Origin of the sequence: Microbispora sp. GKU 823, assembly GCF_002027145.1 — a bacterium.
GTDB classification, from domain to species: Bacteria; Actinomycetota; Actinomycetes; order Streptosporangiales; family Streptosporangiaceae; genus Microbispora; species Microbispora siamensis.
The window spans coordinates 35,508-52,915 of record NZ_MWJN01000029.1 but is presented as its reverse complement, the minus strand read 5'-3'; the positions used below and the strand labels follow the sequence as shown (position 1 = coordinate 52,915).

The 17,408-nt window shown below is 73.6% G+C and carries 10 protein-coding genes and 2 pseudogenes; 6 read left to right on the top strand and 6 right to left on the bottom strand.

Annotation, left to right across the window (positions count from 1 at the left end; all coding sequences use genetic code 11):
• The first annotated feature begins 97 nt into the window (after positions 1–97).
• The 3 genes and pseudogenes from B1L11_RS17475 (at position 98) to B1L11_RS17465 (ending at position 7,499) form a co-directional block, all read left to right on the top strand.
• A complete protein-coding gene (locus B1L11_RS17475) occupies positions 98–952 on the top strand; it encodes a helix-turn-helix transcriptional regulator (RefSeq protein WP_079315466.1) in 855 nt (284 codons plus the stop codon).
• Positions 953–1,024: 72 nt separating this feature from the next.
• Positions 1,025–4,249: pseudogene (locus tag B1L11_RS17470) on the top strand (ATP-dependent helicase).
• A pseudogene (locus B1L11_RS17465) lies at positions 4,243–7,499 on the top strand (ATP-dependent helicase). The pseudogenes B1L11_RS17470 and B1L11_RS17465 overlap by 7 nt, the downstream one beginning before the upstream one ends.
• Positions 7,500–7,559: 60 nt before the next feature.
• On the opposite strand, the gene B1L11_RS17460 reads toward B1L11_RS17465, so the two are convergent.
• A complete protein-coding gene (locus tag B1L11_RS17460) occupies positions 7,560–8,192 on the bottom strand; it encodes a TetR/AcrR family transcriptional regulator (RefSeq protein ID WP_079315465.1) in 633 nt (210 codons plus the stop codon).
• Between the two features lie 67 nt (positions 8,193–8,259).
• On the opposite strand from B1L11_RS17460, the gene B1L11_RS17455 reads away from it, so the two are divergent.
• Positions 8,260–9,090, top strand: a complete 831-nt coding sequence (locus B1L11_RS17455) for an ABC transporter ATP-binding protein (protein ID WP_256862642.1) — start codon at positions 8,260–8,262, stop codon at positions 9,088–9,090.
• A complete protein-coding gene (locus B1L11_RS17450; protein ID WP_079315463.1) occupies positions 9,077–9,838 on the top strand; it encodes an ABC transporter permease in 762 nt (253 codons plus the stop codon). The genes B1L11_RS17455 and B1L11_RS17450 overlap by 14 nt, the downstream gene beginning before the upstream one ends.
• 34 nt (positions 9,839–9,872) lie before the next feature.
• On the opposite strand, the gene B1L11_RS17445 is transcribed toward B1L11_RS17450, so the two are convergent.
• From B1L11_RS17445 to B1L11_RS17425, 5 genes are all read right to left on the bottom strand, one after another.
• Complete coding sequence (locus B1L11_RS17445; RefSeq protein WP_179155201.1) at positions 9,873–10,553, bottom strand: Uma2 family endonuclease; 681 nt, start codon at positions 10,551–10,553, stop codon at positions 9,873–9,875.
• A gap of 316 nt (positions 10,554–10,869) precedes the next feature.
• The gene (locus tag B1L11_RS17440; RefSeq protein ID WP_079315461.1) at positions 10,870–11,967 is read right to left on the bottom strand and encodes a decarboxylase; all 1,098 of its coding nucleotides are present in this window, start codon (positions 11,965–11,967) and stop codon (positions 10,870–10,872) included.
• The gene (locus B1L11_RS17435; protein WP_079315460.1) at positions 11,964–13,598 is read right to left on the bottom strand and encodes an IucA/IucC family siderophore biosynthesis protein; all 1,635 of its coding nucleotides are present in this window, start codon (positions 13,596–13,598) and stop codon (positions 11,964–11,966) included. Before B1L11_RS17435 ends, B1L11_RS17440 begins: the two co-directional genes overlap by 4 nt.
• A gap of 2 nt (positions 13,599–13,600) precedes the next feature.
• On the bottom strand, positions 13,601–15,220 hold the full coding sequence (locus B1L11_RS17430; RefSeq protein WP_256862641.1) for an IucA/IucC family protein: 1,620 nt from the start codon (positions 15,218–15,220) through the stop codon (positions 13,601–13,603).
• Entirely contained in the window at positions 15,205–16,383 is a 1,179-nt protein-coding gene (locus tag B1L11_RS17425; protein WP_079315458.1) for an acetyl-CoA carboxylase biotin carboxylase subunit family protein, read from the bottom strand. Before B1L11_RS17425 ends, B1L11_RS17430 begins: the two co-directional genes overlap by 16 nt.
• A 103-nt stretch (positions 16,384–16,486) precedes the next feature.
• Between B1L11_RS17425 and nudC the strand changes: the two genes are divergently transcribed.
• Positions 16,487–17,407, top strand: coding sequence for an NAD(+) diphosphatase (nudC, locus tag B1L11_RS17420; RefSeq protein WP_079315457.1), 921 nt, complete (start codon positions 16,487–16,489; stop codon positions 17,405–17,407).
• The last annotated feature ends 1 nt before the right edge of the window (position 17,408 follow it).

The window sequence follows — 17,408 nt, the reverse complement described above, 5'->3', positions numbered from 1 at the left end:
TTCGCGTTCGAGCTTGACGAGAGCCACTCTGGCGGGGCGTGCCGGGCTTACCCAGCGCACGCCTTTTACTGGTAACCGCAGTACTAGTCTTGGGCGCATGGATGGTGATCTGGGACGGTTCCTGCGCTCTCGCCGGGCCCGGATCCGGCCCGAGGACGCCGGGCTCCCCGCAAACGGGCGGCGGCGCGTCAGCGGGCTGCGGCGTGAGGAGGTCGCGCTGCTCGCGGGCGTGAGCGTCGAGTACTACATCCGCCTGGAGCAGCAGCGCGTACGCAACGTCTCCGACGAGGTGCTCGACTCGGTCGCCCGAGTGCTGCGCATGGACGGCACCGAGCGGGCGCACCTGCGCCGCCTCCTCCGCCCGCCGGACGACCAGCGGGCTCCCCTCGCCCATGTCCGGCCCGGGGTGCGGATGCTCCTGGACGCGGCCGACTCCCTGCCGGCCTGCGTCATCGGGCCCCGGATGGACGTGCTGGCCTGGAACGCCCTCTCCGACCGGATCAACGGCTTCTCGGCCATGCCCGCGGATGAGCGCAACATGGCCCGTCAGACGTTCCTGTCGCCCCGGGCGCGTTCGTTCTACCGCGACTGGCCGGCCGTGGCCGCCGAGACCATCGCCCACCTGCGCCTGTACGCCGGGAGGCACCCCGACGACCCGCTGCTGGGCCCGCTCGTCGCCGACCTGTCCGCCGACCCGGACTTCGCCCGCCTCTGGGAGGAGCACCGGGTGGCCGAGAAGACCTTCGGGGTCAAGCTGCTGCGGCACCCGGAGCTCGGCGACCTGGACTTCGCGTACGAGACCCTGGCCCTGCCCGGGGAGCCCGACCTGCTGGTCGTCATGTACACCGCCGATCCGGCCTCCCCGACCGGCCGCACGCTGGAGCGGCTCCGGCAGGCCCATCGCGGCGACCTCCACCACGAGCCGGGCGTACGGGTGACGGCGGCCGGCTGATCCGCCCCCACTAGGACACGGAGTGGGCATTCGGGCACGATCTGTCCCAGTGATCTGGTGGAATGCTGTGCTGTGAGTGGTCAGAACTACCGGCTGGTGCGGCGCGGGGGCGTGGGACGTCGCGCGGCTCCCGTGCTGGACGAACATCAGCGCGCCGTCGTGGAGCACGAGAGCGGGCCCCTGCTCGTGCTCGCCGGGCCGGGCACCGGCAAGACCACCACGATCGTGGAGACCGTCGTCGACCGGGTCGAGCGCCGCGGCGTTGACCCCGAGCGCGTGCTCGTCCTCACCTTCAGCCGCAAGGCGGCCGGCGAACTGCGCGAGCGGATCACCGCCCGGATGCGCAGGACCACCAGGACCCCGCTGGCCCTCACCTTCCACAGCTACGCGTACGCGCTGCTGCGCCGGGAGGCGGTGCTGGCCGGTGAGCCGCCGCCGCGCCTGCTCACCGGTCCCGAGCAGCTGCTGGAGATCCGGCGGCTGCTGCACGGCGAACTGGAGGACGGCGCGCGGCACTGGCCCGCCGACATGCGCGAGCTGCTCAAGACCCGGGGGTTCGCCGAGGAGCTGCGCGACTTCCTGTCCCGGGCGGCCGAGCGCGGCCTGTACGGCGACGCGCTGGTGCAGCTGGGCCGCGAGCACGGCAGGCCCGACTGGGAGGCCGCCGGGCTGTTCTCCTACCGCTACCAGGACCGGTTCGACCTCGATCCGGTGCCCGCGCTGGACTACTCGGAGCTGATCCGCGAGGCGGCCGGCCTGCTGGCCGACGGCGAGGTGCGGCGGCGCGAGCGGGACGCGTACGACCTGGTGCTCGTCGACGAATACCAGGACACCGACCCGGCGCAGGAGTTCCTGCTCAGGCAGCTCGCGGGAGACGGGCGCGACCTGATCGCGGTGGGCGACCCCGACCAGTCCATCTACGGCTTCCGGGGCGCCGACGTGCAGGGCATCCTGCGCTTTCCCGAGCGGTTCCCGACGCGGGACGGACGGGACGCCCCGGTGGTCGCGCTGCGCGTGTGCCGTCGCAGCGGCCCGGCCCTGCTCGAGGCCTCCCGGCGCGTCGCCTACCGCCTGCCCGCCGTACCGGGTCACGAGAACAGGACCGGAGGCCACCGCGACCTGATCCCGGTCGGGGACGCGGACCCGGGCGAGGTGAAGGTCCTGCTGGCCGACAGCGCCAGCCAGGAGGCCGCGGTGGTGGCCGACACGCTGCGCCGGGCGCACCTGCTCGACGGGGTGCCGTGGTCGCGCATGGCGGTGCTGGTGCGCAGCGCCGTACGGCACGTGCCGCTGCTGCGGCGGGCGCTGGTCACCGCCGGCGTGCCCGTCGTGGTCGCGGGCGACGAGCTCCCGCTGGTGCAGGAGCCCGGCGTCCGGCCGCTCATCACGCTGCTGCGGATCGCCGTCGCGCCGGGCACGCTCGACGTGGCGACCGCCGAGGAGTTGCTGACCGGCCCGCTCGGCGGCACCGACATGATCGGCGTACGCCGGCTGCGCCGCGCCCTGCGGATCGCCGAGCACGAGGCGGTCGCCGCGGAGTCCGCCGCGGCGGAGGAGGCGGGCCAGCCGGCGCTGCCCTTCACCCCGCGCTCGTCCGACGAGCTGCTGGTCGCGGCGCTGCGCGACGCCCGGGAGCTGGGCGGCGTCGAGCCGCACGTCGCGGCGCCGGCCGAACGCCTCGCGCGGCTCATCACGACCGCCCGCGAGGCCGTACGGCACGGCCAGGGTGCGGAGGAGACGCTGTGGGAGATCTGGCAGGCCAGCGGGCTCGCCGAGCGCTGGACGGAGGCCAGCCTCGCGGGCGGGGCGCGGGGCGCCCAGGCCGACCGGGACCTCGACGCCGTCGTCGCCCTGTTCGACCACGTGGCCCGCTTCACCGACCGGCTGCCCAAGGCCGGGGTCGCGGTCTTCCTCGACGACCTGACCTCCCAGGAGATCGCCGGCGACTCGCTGGCCGAGTCCGCCCCCGAGGGCGACGCCGTACGGATCCTGACCGCGCACCGGTCCAAGGGCCTGGAATGGGACGTGGTGGTGGTCGCGGGCGTGCAGGAGGGCCTGTGGCCCGACCTGCGCCTGCGCGGCTCGCTCCTCGGCACCGAGGCGCTGGTGGAATTCGCGGGCGGCTCGGCGCTCGACACCACGCAGGCCGCGACGGCGGCGCTGGCGTCCAAGCTGCTCGCCGAGGAGCGGCGGCTGTTCTACGTCGCGGCCACCCGCGCCCGCAGGAGGCTCGTCGTCACCGCCGTCGGCGGCGAGGACACCGACGAACGGCCCTCCCGGTTCCTCACCGAGCTGCTGCCCGGCGGCGTGGAGCCGGCGACCGTGGACGACCGGGCCCGGTGGCCTCGAGCATGTCGGCGCTGGTCGCCGACCTGCGCGCGGCCGTGTGCGACACGAGCAAGCCCGAGGCGGTGCGCCGCGAGGCCGCCGCGCACCTCGCCAGGCTCGCCCAGGCCGGGGTGCCCGGCGCCAATCCCGGCGAGTGGTACGCGCTGACCCCGATCTCCGACGACCGGCCGCTCGGCTGGCCCGACGACGTCGTCCAGATCTCGCCGTCGTCGGTGGAGAGCTTCACCAAGTGCGGGCTGCGCTGGATGCTGGAGACCGCGGTCGGGGCCGGGTCGTCGAACGTCACCCAGAGCCTCGGCACGGTCGTCCACGCGATCGCCGCGATGGCCACGGAGGACGGCACCGACTACGTCAAGCGGCTCGACGACATCTGGGACCAGTTCGACTTCGGCGGGCTGTGGTTCAACCGCAAGCAGCGCCGCGTCGCCGAGCAGATGGTCGACAGGTTCGTCCGGTGGCAGAAGGACAAGCCGCGCGACCTGGTCGCGGTGGAGGAGGCGTTCACCGTACGGGTGCCGGGTCACGACATCCAGATCACCGGCCGGGTGGACCGGGTCGAGCGGGACGAGGCCGGCCGTGCCGTGATCATCGACATCAAGACCGGCAGCGGCAAGCCCAAGGACACCGAGATCGACCGGCATCCGCAGCTCGGGGTGTACCAGCTCGCCACGACGCTCGGGGCGTTCGAACGGCACGGCCTCGTCCAGCCGGGCGGCGCGTCCCTGCTGCACCTGGGCAAGGCGGCCGGCCAGTCGGCCGACGCCAGGGGGGCAGGCGCAGCGGGCGCTCGCCGACGACCCCGAGCCCGACTGGGCGGAGAGCCTGGTCAAGACGGTGGCGACCGGCATGTCCGCCAACGTGTTCGTCGCCACGGTCAACGACGGCTGCCGCACCTGTGCCGCTAAAATCGCCTGCCCTGTGAACGACAACGGAGGACAGGTGTGCTGACGCCCGGTGAGCTGGCCGGCCGGCTCGGGATCCTCCCGCCCACCCCCGAGCAGGCGGCCGTCATCGAGGCGCCTCCGGAGCCGATGGTGGTCGTGGCGGGGGCGGGATCCGGCAAGAGCGAGACCATGGCCGGGCGGGTGGTCTGGCTGGTCGCCAACGGCCTGGCCAGGCCCGAACAGATCCTCGGCCTCACCTTCACCCGCAAGGCCGCCGCCGAGCTGGCCGAGCGGGTGCGCCAGCGGCTGGCCGGGCTGGCGGCGGCCGGGCTGGTCGAGCCCGAGCTGCTCGACTCCGAGCCGACGGTCTCCACCTACCACGCGTACGCCGCCCGGCTGGTGACCGACCACGCGCTGCGGGAGGGGCTCGAGCCCACCATGCGGCTCGTCACGCCAGCCGTCGCCTGGCAGATGGCGGCCCGGGTGGTCGGCCAGTACGACGGGCCGATGGACCGGGTGGACCTGTCCCCGCCCAGCGTCACCGCCGCCGTGCTCGAACTGGCCGGTGAGCTGGCCGAGCACCTGCGCGACCCGGCGGACGTACGCGAGGTCGGCGACTGGCTGCGCGAGCGCCTGGCCTCGCTGACCGGGCGCATCGTCAAAGAGCAGCGCAAGCCGGTGGAGACCCAGGCCGTCCGCGAGCAACTGCTGCCGATGGTCGAGGCGTACGAACGGCTCAAGCGCGGCCGGGAGGTCATCGACTACGGCGACCAGATGGCGCTGGCCGCGCGGATCGCCTCGCGGCACCCGGAGGTCGGCGCGTCCGAGCGGTCCCGGTTCTCGGTCGTGCTGCTCGACGAGTACCAGGACACCAGCCACGCCCAGCTCGTGCTGCTGCGTTCGCTGTACGGCGGGGGCCACCCGGTCACGGCTGTCGGCGACCCCTGCCAGTCGATCTACGGCTGGCGCGGCGCGTCGGCGGGCAACCTGTCCCGGTTCCCCCGGGACTTCCCGGCGGCGTCCGGAGATCCGGCGCAGGTGCGGCGGCTGTCGGTCAGCTTCCGCAACGGCGAGCACGTGCTCGGCGTCGCGGCCCGGATCCAGGCGCCCCTGCGGCGGGAGGCCCGTGAGGTGCCGGTGCTGGTGCCGGGCGGCAACCGGGCGGGCCGGGGGCGGGTGCTGTGCGCCTTCCACGAGACGGCCGAGGATGAGGCGGAGTGGATCGCCGAGGGCCTGGCCGGGATCCTGCACGGCGAGGGCGCCCCGGACGGCCTGCCCTGGGGCGAGGGCGAGCGGGCCAAGCGCGGCCCCGCCCTGCAGCCGCAGGACGTCGCGATCCTCGCCCGCAAGCGGTCGCAGTTCCCGGCCCTGCGCCGGGCCCTGGAGGCCCGGGGGATCCCGTGGAGGTCGTGGGCCTCGGCGGGCTGCTCACCGTGCCCGAGGTGGCCGACATCGTGGCGACCCTGCGGGCGCTGTACGACCCGACCGCCGGGGACGCGCTGGTCCGGCTGCTCGCCGGGCCGCGCTGGCGGATCGGCCCGGCCGACCTCAAGGTGCTCGGCGACCTGGCTCGCGAGCTCAACAAGGAGATCAGGGCGGCCAGGGGAGGGCCGCGCCCGGAGGACCCGCTCGACCAGGTCGTCGCCGACCTCGCCGAGGAGCGCGGCAGCCTGATCGACGCGCTCGACGAGCTGCCCGACCGGCCTGACTGGCTGGAACGGTTCTCCCCGCTCGCGCGGATGCGGCTGCCCGCCGTCGCCCGCGAGCTGCGCCAGTTGCGCGCCCATGCCGGGCAGCCGCTGCCCGACCTGATCAGCGAGATCGAACGCCGGCTCGGGCTCGACGTCGAGGTCGCCGCCAGGGGAGGCAGCCCGCTGGCCGCCCGCGCCGACCTCGACGCCTTCCTCGACTCCGCCTCGCGGTTCGCCGGAGACTCCGAGGACCCGACGCTCGGCGCGTTCCTGGCGTACCTGAAGGCGGCGGAGAGCGAGGAGTTCGGCCTGGAGGCCGGGCGCGTCGGCGACAGCAACACGGTCAAGCTGATGACGGTCCACGCCTCCAAGGGACTGGAGTGGCCGGTCGTGGTGGTGCCGGGCCTGTCGCAGCTCACCTCCCAGAAGGGCGGGCTGATCAAGGGGAGCATTTTCCCCGCGACCCCGGTCACCAACTCGCGGTGGACGGAGAACCCGCGCAAGCTGCCGTACCCGCTGCGGGGGGACAGCGCGGACCTGCCCGAGCTGGCCGGGCTGGACCGGGAGGCGCTGGGCGCCTTCGACGAGCGCTGCCGCGACCGTGACCTGATGGAGGAACGGCGGCTGGCGTACGTCGCCGTCACCAGGGCGCACTACCTGCTGATCGCCTCCGGCTACCGCTGGGGGACCTCGTCGCGGCCGCTGGAACCCTCGGAGTTCCTGCGGGAGATCCGCGAGGCGGGCGCCCGCGTCGTCCGCTGGGCCGAGGATCCGGAGAGTTCGGACAACCCGCTGCTCGCCGAGCCGCCCGTGGCCGAGTGGCCGTCCGTCACGGTACGCGACGCGATCCTCGACGGCGCCCGCCTCGTGGAGGAGGCGATGATGGGCGACGGCCCGCCCCCGGCGGCCGACGGCCACGCGCTCCTCAGGGACCGGGACCGGGAGCGGATGCGGGCCTGGGCGCGCGACACCGACCTGCTGCTGCGCGAGCGGGAGACGAACCGCCAGCGGGCCGGGGCGGTCGTGGAGCTGCCGTCGCGGCTGTCGGTGTCGTCGCTGGTCACGCTGGCCCAGGATCCGGCGGCGTTCGCCCGGCAGGTGCGCCGGCCGGTGCCGCGCAGGCCCGCCCCGCTGGCGCGCAGGGGCACCACCTTCCACCGGTGGCTGGAGTCGCGCTGGGGCCAGCAGCGCCTGATCGACGACCTGGAGCTGCCGGGCGCCGCCGACGAGATGTCGGAGACCGACGTCCAGCTCGCCGAGCTGCAGGAGCGGTTCGAGGAGAGCGAGTGGGCCGCGCGTGAGCCGGTCGACCTGGAGATCCCGTTCGAGACCATGATCGGCGACCGCCTGGTGCGCGGGCGGATGGACGCGGTCTTCCGCGAGGGCGACGGCTATGTGGTGGTCGACTGGAAGACCGGCGAACGGCCGCAGGGCAGGGCCGCCGAGACCGCGTCGGTGCAGCTCGCGGCCTACCGGGTGGCCTGGGCCGCGCTGGCCGGGGTGCCGCTGGAGAAGGTCGGGGCGGCCTTCCACTACGTCCGCTCGAACGAGACCGTCCGTCCCGTGGACCTCCTCGACGCGGACGGCCTCACCGCGTTCATCCAGCGGGTTCCCGAGGACTGACCCAGGGGAGCCGCCGGCCGTCGCCGGATCACGAGGCTCGCACGCCGCGGGAGCCCGCGGTCAGTCCTGCCCGCCTGCGACCGCCTTGATCAGACGCATCAGGTCGCCCAGGTCGGCCTCGAACTCCGTGTCGAGGTCGGACGGCAGGTCGAGCCACGGCGCGAGCCTGCTGTGGCCGGGAAGCTCGCCCTCGGGCAGCCGGCCTCGGCGGCCGCGCGGATCGAGGGAGCCGGTGCCGAAGCGGCCGGAGGCCTCGGAGGCGGCGAAACCGATCACGAAGGTGGCGATCAGGCGCTCCAGCCGGGGCACCTCGCGGTCCGGAACCCCGGCCTCGAGGAGCGCGGTGTAGATGAGGTCCACCACTCGCACGGCGTCCGGTGTGACCGCCGGCCGGGAGAAGAGTAACTGCGCCGCCCAGGGATGTCGCCGGGTCATCGTACGGACGGCGTGCGCGAGGGCGGCGAGCCGTTCGTCCCACGCCTGATCCCGCCCCGCGTCGGGCGGCAGGAGCCCGGCGAGGAGCCGGCCGACCATGCCGTCCAGGAGTTCGGCCTTGTCGCTGACGTGCCGATACAGCGCCATCGGCGTCACTCCGACACGCTCGGCCAGCGCACGCATCGAGACCTTGCCGATGCCGTGCTCGTCGGCGATCGCCAGCGCGGCGTCCAGGATCTCTTCCCTCCTGCCACTCACGTGTATACAGTGTAGACGTATACGGTGTAGACCTGGTGGGGGCGGGATGCTCGTCGCGGAGGGGTTGGTGAAGCGCTACGGCCGGCGTAGCGCGCTCGACGGCTTCGACCTCGCGGTCGCGTCCGGCGAGATCGTCGGCCTGATCGGGCACAACGGAGCGGGCAAGACGACCTTCGTCGAGGTCGTCACCGGCCTCGTACGCCCCGATGCGGGCCAGGTACGCATAGCGGGTCGTTCCGGTCGTGCCGTACGTCGGCTGCTCGGTGTGGCTCCGCAGGAGTTCGCGCTCTACAACGGCGTCAGCGTGCGCGACAACCTGCGGCTGTTCGCCGGGCTGGCCGGGCTGCGCGGGCGGCGCAGGGACACGGAGATCGCCCGCGTCCTGGACGAGCTTCACCTCGCCCCGCTCGCGGACCGGCCCGCCGGCGTCCTGTCCGGCGGCCAGCGCCGCCGCGTGCAGGCGGCCACCGCCATGGTGGGCTCGCCGCCGTTGCTGCTGCTGGACGAGCCGACCGCGGGCGCCGACCCGGAGACCCGCTCGGCCCTGCTGGCAGCGGTCAAGGCCCGCGCCGAGGCGGGTGCCGCGGTCCTCTACACGACCCACTACCTGCCGGAACTCGTGGACCTCGACGCGACCGTGGCGCTCGCCCGAGCCGGTCGGGTCGTCGCGCGCGGCACCCAGCAGGAGCTGACCCGAGGGCTGCCGGGCGAGCTCAGGGTCACCTTCGCCGACCCCGCCGAGCCCGAACTGCGCCTGCCGACCGTCGACCCCGGCGCCGACCTCGCCGCGTTGCTCGCCGCGGGCCGTACGCCCACTTCCGTCGACGTACGCCGTCCCAGCCTGGACGATCTCTATCGCTCGCTGGAAGCCGGGAAGGCTCGTGATGTCGCCGCGTGAGTCCGTGTTCCGTACGGGTGTCCTGGTCCGTCACAACCTGCTGCTGATGCTGCGCGAGCCCGGCCCGCTGCTGAGCCGGATGATCCTGCCGCTCGCCTTCCTCACCCTGCTGCGCCCGCTCTACGTGGCCGCACAGGGACGGGCCGCGGGCACGGAACAGGCCGTCGTCGGCACCCTGGTCACCTTCTCGCTGCTCGCGCTCAGCATCTCGGGCAACTCGATTCTCACCGAACGGCTCGGCCGGACCTGGGACCGCATGCGCGCCACGGCCCTCCACCCGGCGGAGATGCTCGTCGGCAAGGCCGTGCCCGTCTTCGCCGCTCTGCTCGCCCAGCAGGTGCTGATCATCGGCTTCGGCGTGTGCGCCCTGGACCTGAGCGTTCCCCACCCGCTCCCGCTGCTGGGCGTCCTGCTCTGCTGGAGTTGCACCTTGCTCGGTATCGGCGCGCTGCTCGGCGTGCTTGTCCGGAGCACGGGCGAACTGTCGGCGGCGTACGACATCGGTGGCATGCTGCTCAGCAGCCTGGGTGGCGCGCTCGTCCCGCTCGACGCACTGCCGGGGTGGGCCGCCGCCGTGGCACCGGTCTCTCCCGGATACTGGGCCGTCCAGGGCCTGCGCGCCGCCATCGCCGGGGATACGCACACCGTGGCGACGGCCTGCGGCGTGCTGCTCGTGGTCGCGTCGGCCTCCGGCGCCCTGGCCGCTGTCCGCCTTCAGGGGCGCGGCGGACGCCTGGTCGCGCTGTGATCCGGACGCCTCCAGCGGCCTCCGGACAGGATTGCTAGTCGAAGAGCGCGCTCGTCTCGATCTTGATTCCGAAGGGCTCGGGCAGCTCCAGGACCTCGCCCTCCTCGACGGTGACGATCCGCCGGTACGCCTGCCGATCGTCGAAGGGGTCGAGGTCGGGGAGCGGGTCGCTCATCAGGGTCATCGTGCGTGGAGTCGCCACGGGGTCCACGATCAGGAACAGCGGGACGCCCGCCCGCGCGTAGTCGAGCGGCTTCTCCTTCCAGTCGACCTTGTATGTCCCGGGCGAGCACACCTCCACGACCAGCAGGAGGCTGCGCCCGTGAGCACGCATGTCGTCGAACGCTTCGGCCGTGTCCGGCACGACCATGAGGTCTGGCAGTCGAAGGTCGGGCTGGGGCGGAATGTGAACTCCCCAGTTATAGAAGAAGCGCCAGCGGTTGGGCAGCTTGAGGGGGTACAGCAGGTTGGAGAGCCGGTCAAGAATGACCTCGTGCTCCATGTTCGCCGCAGGGCTCACGACGACCTGCCCGTTGTGGATCTCCGCCCGGTAACCGGCTTCGTTGAGCGCCAGGCACAACCGCAGCAGCTGGTCCTCGAGACTTCCGGGCTCCCTGACCTCCTGGGGCTTGTGCTCGTCGAGGATGGGACCGTCCTGCATGTGCGGGACGGGGTGGTCGTGCCTGCCGCGCTTGATCGGCTTCGTGAGGGCCATGTCGCCATCCTCTCCTGCTCCTCCATGTGATGGTACGGAAGGTTTCCGGAACGCCACGGAAAGTAACAGGGGAGTGAGGGGAGGGAGATTCTTCGCAGGGGGCGGCGAGGTGAAGGAAAGCCTCACCGGGAGGAGGAAAACCGGCTCTGTGAATCGGTCATGAGTGACGTACCTGCCGCAAGTGTCCGGGGCCGGGATCGGGATTCTCCGCGAGCGCGAATACTTGTTCCGCCGACGCCGACTATTCATGATCGGCTATGAATGGCCAACGTCGGTTTGCGGACGGCGATGGCGGCTGATCCTGTCCTGGTGAGGTTCAGCGCAGGTAGTGGAACGTCGGCTTCGGATGCATGAGGAAGTCGTGGTGGGAGATGTTCCACGCGTACGCCCCGGCCATGGCGAAGGCCACGACGTCGCCGACGGCGAGTGCGGCGGTCACCCCGCGCGCGAAGACGTCCTTGGGGGTGCAGAGCCGGCCCACCAGGGTCACCGGCCCGTCCTCGCCCTCCCCGCTTCTCGCAAGGACGGCGAAGGGCTGGTCGTGTCCCTTCGTGACCGGGGTCCGCAGGTGGTGCGTGCCGCCGGAGAGCACGGCGAAGCGCTCCCCGTGGACGCGCTTCACGTCGAGCACGGTCGTGAGATACCACCCGCAGTAGGCCGTCAGGGCGCGTCCCGGCTCCACGCGCAGCGTCTCGCCCGGCCGGGCCAGCGCCCGCAGGCCCGCGCCGTACGCCGCCCAGTCGAACCGCTCCTCCGGGCGGGTGTAGGAGACGGCCATGCCGCCGCCCAGGTTGAACTCGCGCAGCCCGAGGCTCCTGCCGTACGCGAGGACGGCCTCGGCGAGCGCGAGCAGGCCGGGGGCGGCCAGGCCGCTCGCGGAGGGTGGGCGGTGGACGCCGCGCAGTCGCACCGGCGAGGACCCGAGCAGGGCGAGGCACTCGGCGATCCCGTCCGGGTCCATGCCGAACGGCGTGGCGCCGCCGCCCATCGCGAGGGCCGCACCGGTGACGTTCACGTCGAGGTTGACCCGCAGCAGCACGTCCGCCGGTTCGCGCAGACGCCGCAACTCGGCCGGGCTCTCGACGTGCCACCGGTGTGCCGAGGAGGCGAGGGCCAGCTCGGCGTCGGTCTTCCCCGGCCCGCCGAAGCTCAGCGGGACCTCCGGCAGCACCGCCCTGACGTGCGCGAACTCGCCGCCGGAGGAGACCTCGAAGCCGTCCACGTGCGGCGCGAGCGTCCGCAGCACCTCGGGGTCGGGATTGGCCTTGACGGCGTAGCAGATCTCCGTTCCCGCCAGGGCGGCCCGTACGCCGGCCGCGTGGCGGGCGAGCCCGGCCAGGTCGTAGACGTAGGCGGGGACGTCGTCCAGCGACTCGGCGGCCCTCCGCACGCCCGCCGGAACCTCGATGCTCATCGGCGCTCTCCTTCCGCCGCGCCGAACGGGTTCGGGACGGGCACGTATCCGGCGGCCCGGTCGGCCGCCCTCGCCCAGCGCACGCCCAGGTTGGCCTTGGCCGGCAGCGGCGCCCCGGCCAGCAACCGGGTCAGCGGCTCGGCCGGGTCGGTGGCGTGGTCCGCGACGTAGCGCTCCAGGCACTCCCGGGCGACCGCCCACAACGAGCGCAGCACGCCGTCCGCCCCTGTATCGGCCCCTGTATCGGCCCCTGTATCGGCCGTTGTCGCGGCCACCTCCGCCAGGTGATTGACGAACAGGCAGTAGGCGACCCGGTCCCAGCCGCGCGCGGCGTCGTACGACAGGGGGCCCGCCACCTCGCCCGGCACGCCGGTCAGGTCGTGGCGGCCGGAGACCAGCTTGGTGCCCTCCAGGTCGCGGAAGACCGCCTCGACCGGCCAACCGGCGGCGTCGAACCCGACGAGCACGTTCTGCACGTGGGCCTCGAGCACGACGCCGTGCCGGAAGAAGGCGTCGAGCACCGGGAACGCGACGCGCTCGACGTACGCCTCCCACCACGCGACCGGGTCGGCCGTCCGGCGGGCCAGGACGGCCTCGGGCACCCCGTCCGCACCGGCGGCCAGGGCGCCGGCGAGGACCGGCGTGGTCCCCGGCTCGCACACCGCCCACGGGCCGGTACGGACGATCACCCCGAGCCCTTCGAGCAGCCGGGTGCCGAGGGCGGCCGAGCGGTAGCCGGGCTCGGGCAGCCACCGCGTGCCGGGAAAGCGCCGGGCCAGCCGCTCGAAGACGGGGCCGAGCCGCCGGGTCAGCTCGACGGCGCCGGACAGCTCATACCACGCGTTCTTCCGCACGCAGTTGGTGATCCGCACGTCCAGGCTGAACTTCAGGCACATGCCGGTGCCGGGGTCGTACACGGTCCGGACCGACGAGGTGGGCACGACCGCGCGGGGGCCGGTCCCGAGGTCGAGCAGGCGCCCGTCCGCGAGCGGTTCGCGCAGCTCGGCGGCCAGCAGGTTGAGCTGCCAGGGGTGGGCGGGCAGCGGGACGTATCCCGCAGGCGCGTCGCCGAACGCGTCGAGCGCCGCCGTGTCGCCCTCCTGGGCGACCAGGTCGGCGCGCACCCCGAGCAGCCGCGGCGCGAACCGCGCGTGCGTCTCCGGCGCGTAGTCCAGCCAGCCGTCGCCCGAGCGGGCCTTGGGAGCGGGGTGGAACGGGTGCCCGGCCACGAGGGCCTGCTCGGAGGCGAGCCACGGGTCGGCGGGTGGGACGGCCCGTGCCCGGGCGGCCAGGATCGCCGCGACCGCCTCCCGTCCGGCCCGCACCTGGGCGGCGAACTCCGCGTTGCCGCCATCCAGCTCCCGTTCCACCAGTGCGACGAGCGAGGGCAGGTCAAGGGGCCGCCAGTGTCCCTCCTCCAGGTGCTCCGGCGGGCCGTCGAAGCGCAGCGCGATGCCGCCGCGGGCGCGTACGCGCACCGGCGTGCCGGCCACACGGAGCGTCAGGTGGGGCCCGGCGGCGCGCACGTGGCCACGGGGGCCGCCGACCTCGCGCAGCCAGCAGCGCAGCAGCGCCCCGAGCGCCGCCTCCTCGGCCGGGGCGGCGTGCGGGTCCAGCAGGAGGCGGTCCATGCTCAGGCACCCCTCAGGTAGTTGGGGCCGGTCGTGCCGTAGAACTTGTTGACGTCCCCGGCCCCGGTGCGGTCCTTGGCCACGAGCGTCCCGGCGACGACCATCGACTTGCCGGTGAGGCGGGCGGCCTCCAGCGTGCGGGCCCGCAGCAGCCGGGCCATCGGGTCGTCCCCGTACGGCTCAAGCGCGGCCCTGAGCGCCTGTGTGACCATCGCGGCGCCGGAGCCCGGCAGTACGCCGTGGGCCACGGCCGTGGCGGCCAGGTGCAGGGTGATCGTCACGAAGACGTCGGCGAGCGCGTAGGGGTCGTCGGTCAGCATGCGCTCGTCGCCGAAGCCGGGCGCCTCGATCCCCGCCGCGTGCAGCCGCAGGGGCGAGGCCAGCAGCCCGTCGTTGTCCTTGACCAGCAGCCGCATGGGCCCGTCGCCGAACACCAGCGCGAGGTTCTGCTGGTGGGCCTCCAGTGCGACGCCGTACCGGACGAACAGCGTGACGTTCCACGCGAGCAGCGCAGTGAGGTAGTCGCGGAGCAGCGCCTCCACGTCGCCGCCGTGGTGGCGCTCGGCCACCTCGTGCACGACGAGCCGCCCGCCGGAGTCGGCGAGCGGCGCGAGCAGGGCCGCGACCGGCACGATCTCCCCTTCGGGCAGGGCGCGGACGAGCCAGCCCAGGTATTCGTGCTCCGCGTGCCCGTAGGTCTGCTCGTCGGCGAGGCAGACGCGCAGGCCGGGCTCGCGCGCCAGGATCTCGCGCAGCAGTGACTCGGCCAGCGCGCCGTCCCGCAGGGTGCCCGGTTTGATCGAGCGGCGGTTGCGCAGGCCCAGCGTGCTCACCGGGAGCGGCACCTTGAGATGGACGCGCTCGGAGACCTCGACCGTACGGGTGGACAGGGTCGGCCGCACGGTCACAAAGGGCCGCGGGCCCGCGACCAGCCCGGGAAGCCCGGCCACCAGCGGCTCCGTCAGCGGATGGACGGGAAGGAGCACGTGCGTGCGGGCCAGGCCGGGCGGCAGCCCGACGTCTCCGGGCGCGGGCCACCAGCCGGGGAGGTCTGGCCGGGAGAGCGTCACCCGCTCGCGCGGCGCCGCCGTCCACCGCATGGCGAACTCCGGGGCGAACTCCGGGGCGTAGGCCGCCAGGCCGGCGGGGGAGATCCCGAGGCGGCACCGGGCCGTCGGGTAGAGCGGATGGTCCACCGAGGCCGCCAGCGACTCGTAGCGGATGAGGCCGTACCGTCCGCGCAGCCGTCGGGCCACCTCGCCGCGCATCCGGTGATGGGCCTCCAGGGCCGCGAGCGTCTCGTGACACTCCCGCTCGAAGGCGGCGACCCCCTCGGCGTCGGCGGGGTGGGCGACGGCCTCCAGCGTCTCCAGCACCTCCGCCAGGCGCAGGCGCTCGTACGGGGCCGTGGAGAAGTCCTGGAACGGGTTGCCCGCCGCGAGCCCGACCCGCCGTCCCGAGGCGAGGACGATCGCGACCCCGTCCTTGTCGTGGGTGACCCTGGCGGAGATCCCGGCGTAGTCCTCCCGCAGCAGGGCGTTCAGCACCCGCGCGGCCAGGTAGTGCTCCCGGTCCGTGGTCTCCTGGTCATCGGGGGCCGCCGGGATCATGCGAGCACCCAAGGGTGCTCCTTCCTGAAGGTGTCGATCGCGGTGTCGACGCTCGCGCGGTCCGGGCCCACGGCGCGGAGCAGGCCGAGATAGTCGCGGTTCGTGCCCGTCACCTCGACATGATCGCCGATCTCGCGCAGCGCCCGGTGCCACAGTCGCACGCCGTCCTCCGTACCGGGCGGGGACAGGTCCGCCGGGTTGAGGTCGGGCGGCGCGGCGGTGACCGTGCCGGAGCGCTCGGCCACGAGGCTCACCACGGATCCGTACGCCGCGCGAAGACCGTCCGGATCGAACACCGGCAGCGGTTCGCCCGCATGGACGCGCAGGATCCACTGGTGCAGGGGGACACCGAGCAGGTCCGCCAGCAGGAAGTCGCAGTTGTCGCCGATCAGCCGGTAGTTGATCTCGATGACGCGGGGGCCGTCCCGGGTGACGGCATACTCGGTGTGGCACACGCCGAAGCCGATCCCCGCCGCGTCGAGCGCCGCGCTCAGGTGAGGCAGGTGGCCGGCGTCCGGGGGCCGCCAGTCCAGGCGCTCCTCCACGAAGTGCGGCAGCGGGCCGAGCGTGGTCGCGAACCCGCCGAGCACGTGCCGCGCGTCGCCGTCGCCCAGCGTCTCCAGCGTGCGGAGCGGCCCGTCGAGGAACTCCTCCGCGACCAGGACCTCCTCAGGCCGCCGCTCCCTGATCGCCGCGACGGCGGCGGCCAGCGCGTCCCGGTCGTCCACCAGCACGACGTCCTCACTGGCCACGCCCAGCGCGGGCTTGACCACGACCGGGTACGGCAGGTCCTCAGGCACCTGCCCGCCGGGCGGCAGCCGTACGGACCTGACGGGTTCGACGGCGGCGAGGGCGCGGCGGGTGAGCGCCTTGTTCTTGGCGGTGACGCAGGCCCGCCAGTCCTTGCCGGGCAGGCCGAAGTACGCGGCGGCGAGCGCGGTGGCGGCCTGGAGATGGTCGGAGTTGGAGAAGATCACATCGGGCCGGTGGTGGGAGGCCACCGCGTCGATCACCGCCCGGGGATCGCGGACGTCGGCCGCCACGACGTCGTACCCCGAATACCGATCAGGCTGGTCGGTGAGTATCGTCACGTCCCAGCCCAGCGCGGCCGCGGCGGGAAGGAATCCGCCGGTCACGGAGTCGGTCGGGTTGAGCGTGGTGAGGTACAGCCGCACCGGCCCTCCATAGGTAAGGCTAACCTAAGCGACTGCATCCTAGCGGGGTCGCGATCTCTTGGCCGGAAGATTGCCGGGGCGGCGGCAGTGGAAGGATGACGGCGTGGAAATCCCCGAAGGACTGCTCGGCCCCCTGCTCCTGGCGAGGAGCGCCATCGACAGATCGGCGGCACTGCGCGGCGACGAGGAATGGCTGCGGCGCGCGTGGGAGGCGGAGAAGACGAGAGTCCTCCTCATCCACGACGGCCGCACGCTGGTCCGCCGCTTCACCGACGGCGCGGCCCTGGTGCTCACCTCGCCGGCCGAGGCGCCGGAGGGCACCCGTTACCTGCTGGGCGTGGACGAGGACGGCGTGGCCTACTTCGCGGTCAACGCGCCGCTCCCCGAATCCCCCCAGAGCACCGGCGACGCGGCGGGCCTCAGGGAGGCCGCGGTGCTGCTGGACGACCGCGACGCCGGGCTCCTCGTCTACGCGGTGGCCCTGGAGGCGTGGCACGCGACGCACGAGTACTGCCCGAGGTGCGGCAGCCTCACCGACGTCACCGCGTCGGGCCACATGCGGGTGTGCCCGCGCGACGGCAGCCAGCACTTCCCGCGCGTCGACCCTGCGGTGATCATGCTGGTGCACGACGACGAGGGCCGCATCCTGCTCGCGCGGGGCCCGGAGTGGCCGCAGGGCCGGATGTCGGTGCTCGCCGGGTTCGTCGAGCCGGGGGAGTCGCTGGAGCACGCGGTGGTCCGCGAGGTCCTGGAGGAGGTGGGCGTCGCCGTCACCGCGCCGCGTTATCTCGGCAGTCAGCCCTGGCCGTTCCCGCGCAGCCTGATGCTCGGCTTCTTCGCCCGCGCCGTCACCACCGACCTGCGTCCCGACCTGGAGGAGATCGCCGAGGCCCGCTGGCTGTCCCGGGAGGAACTGGAAGCCGCGGTGCGTTCGGGCGACCTGGTGCTGCCCGGCCAGGTCTCGATCGCCCGGCGGCTGATCGAGACCTGGTACGGAGCGCCGATCCCCGACACCGGCTGGTGAA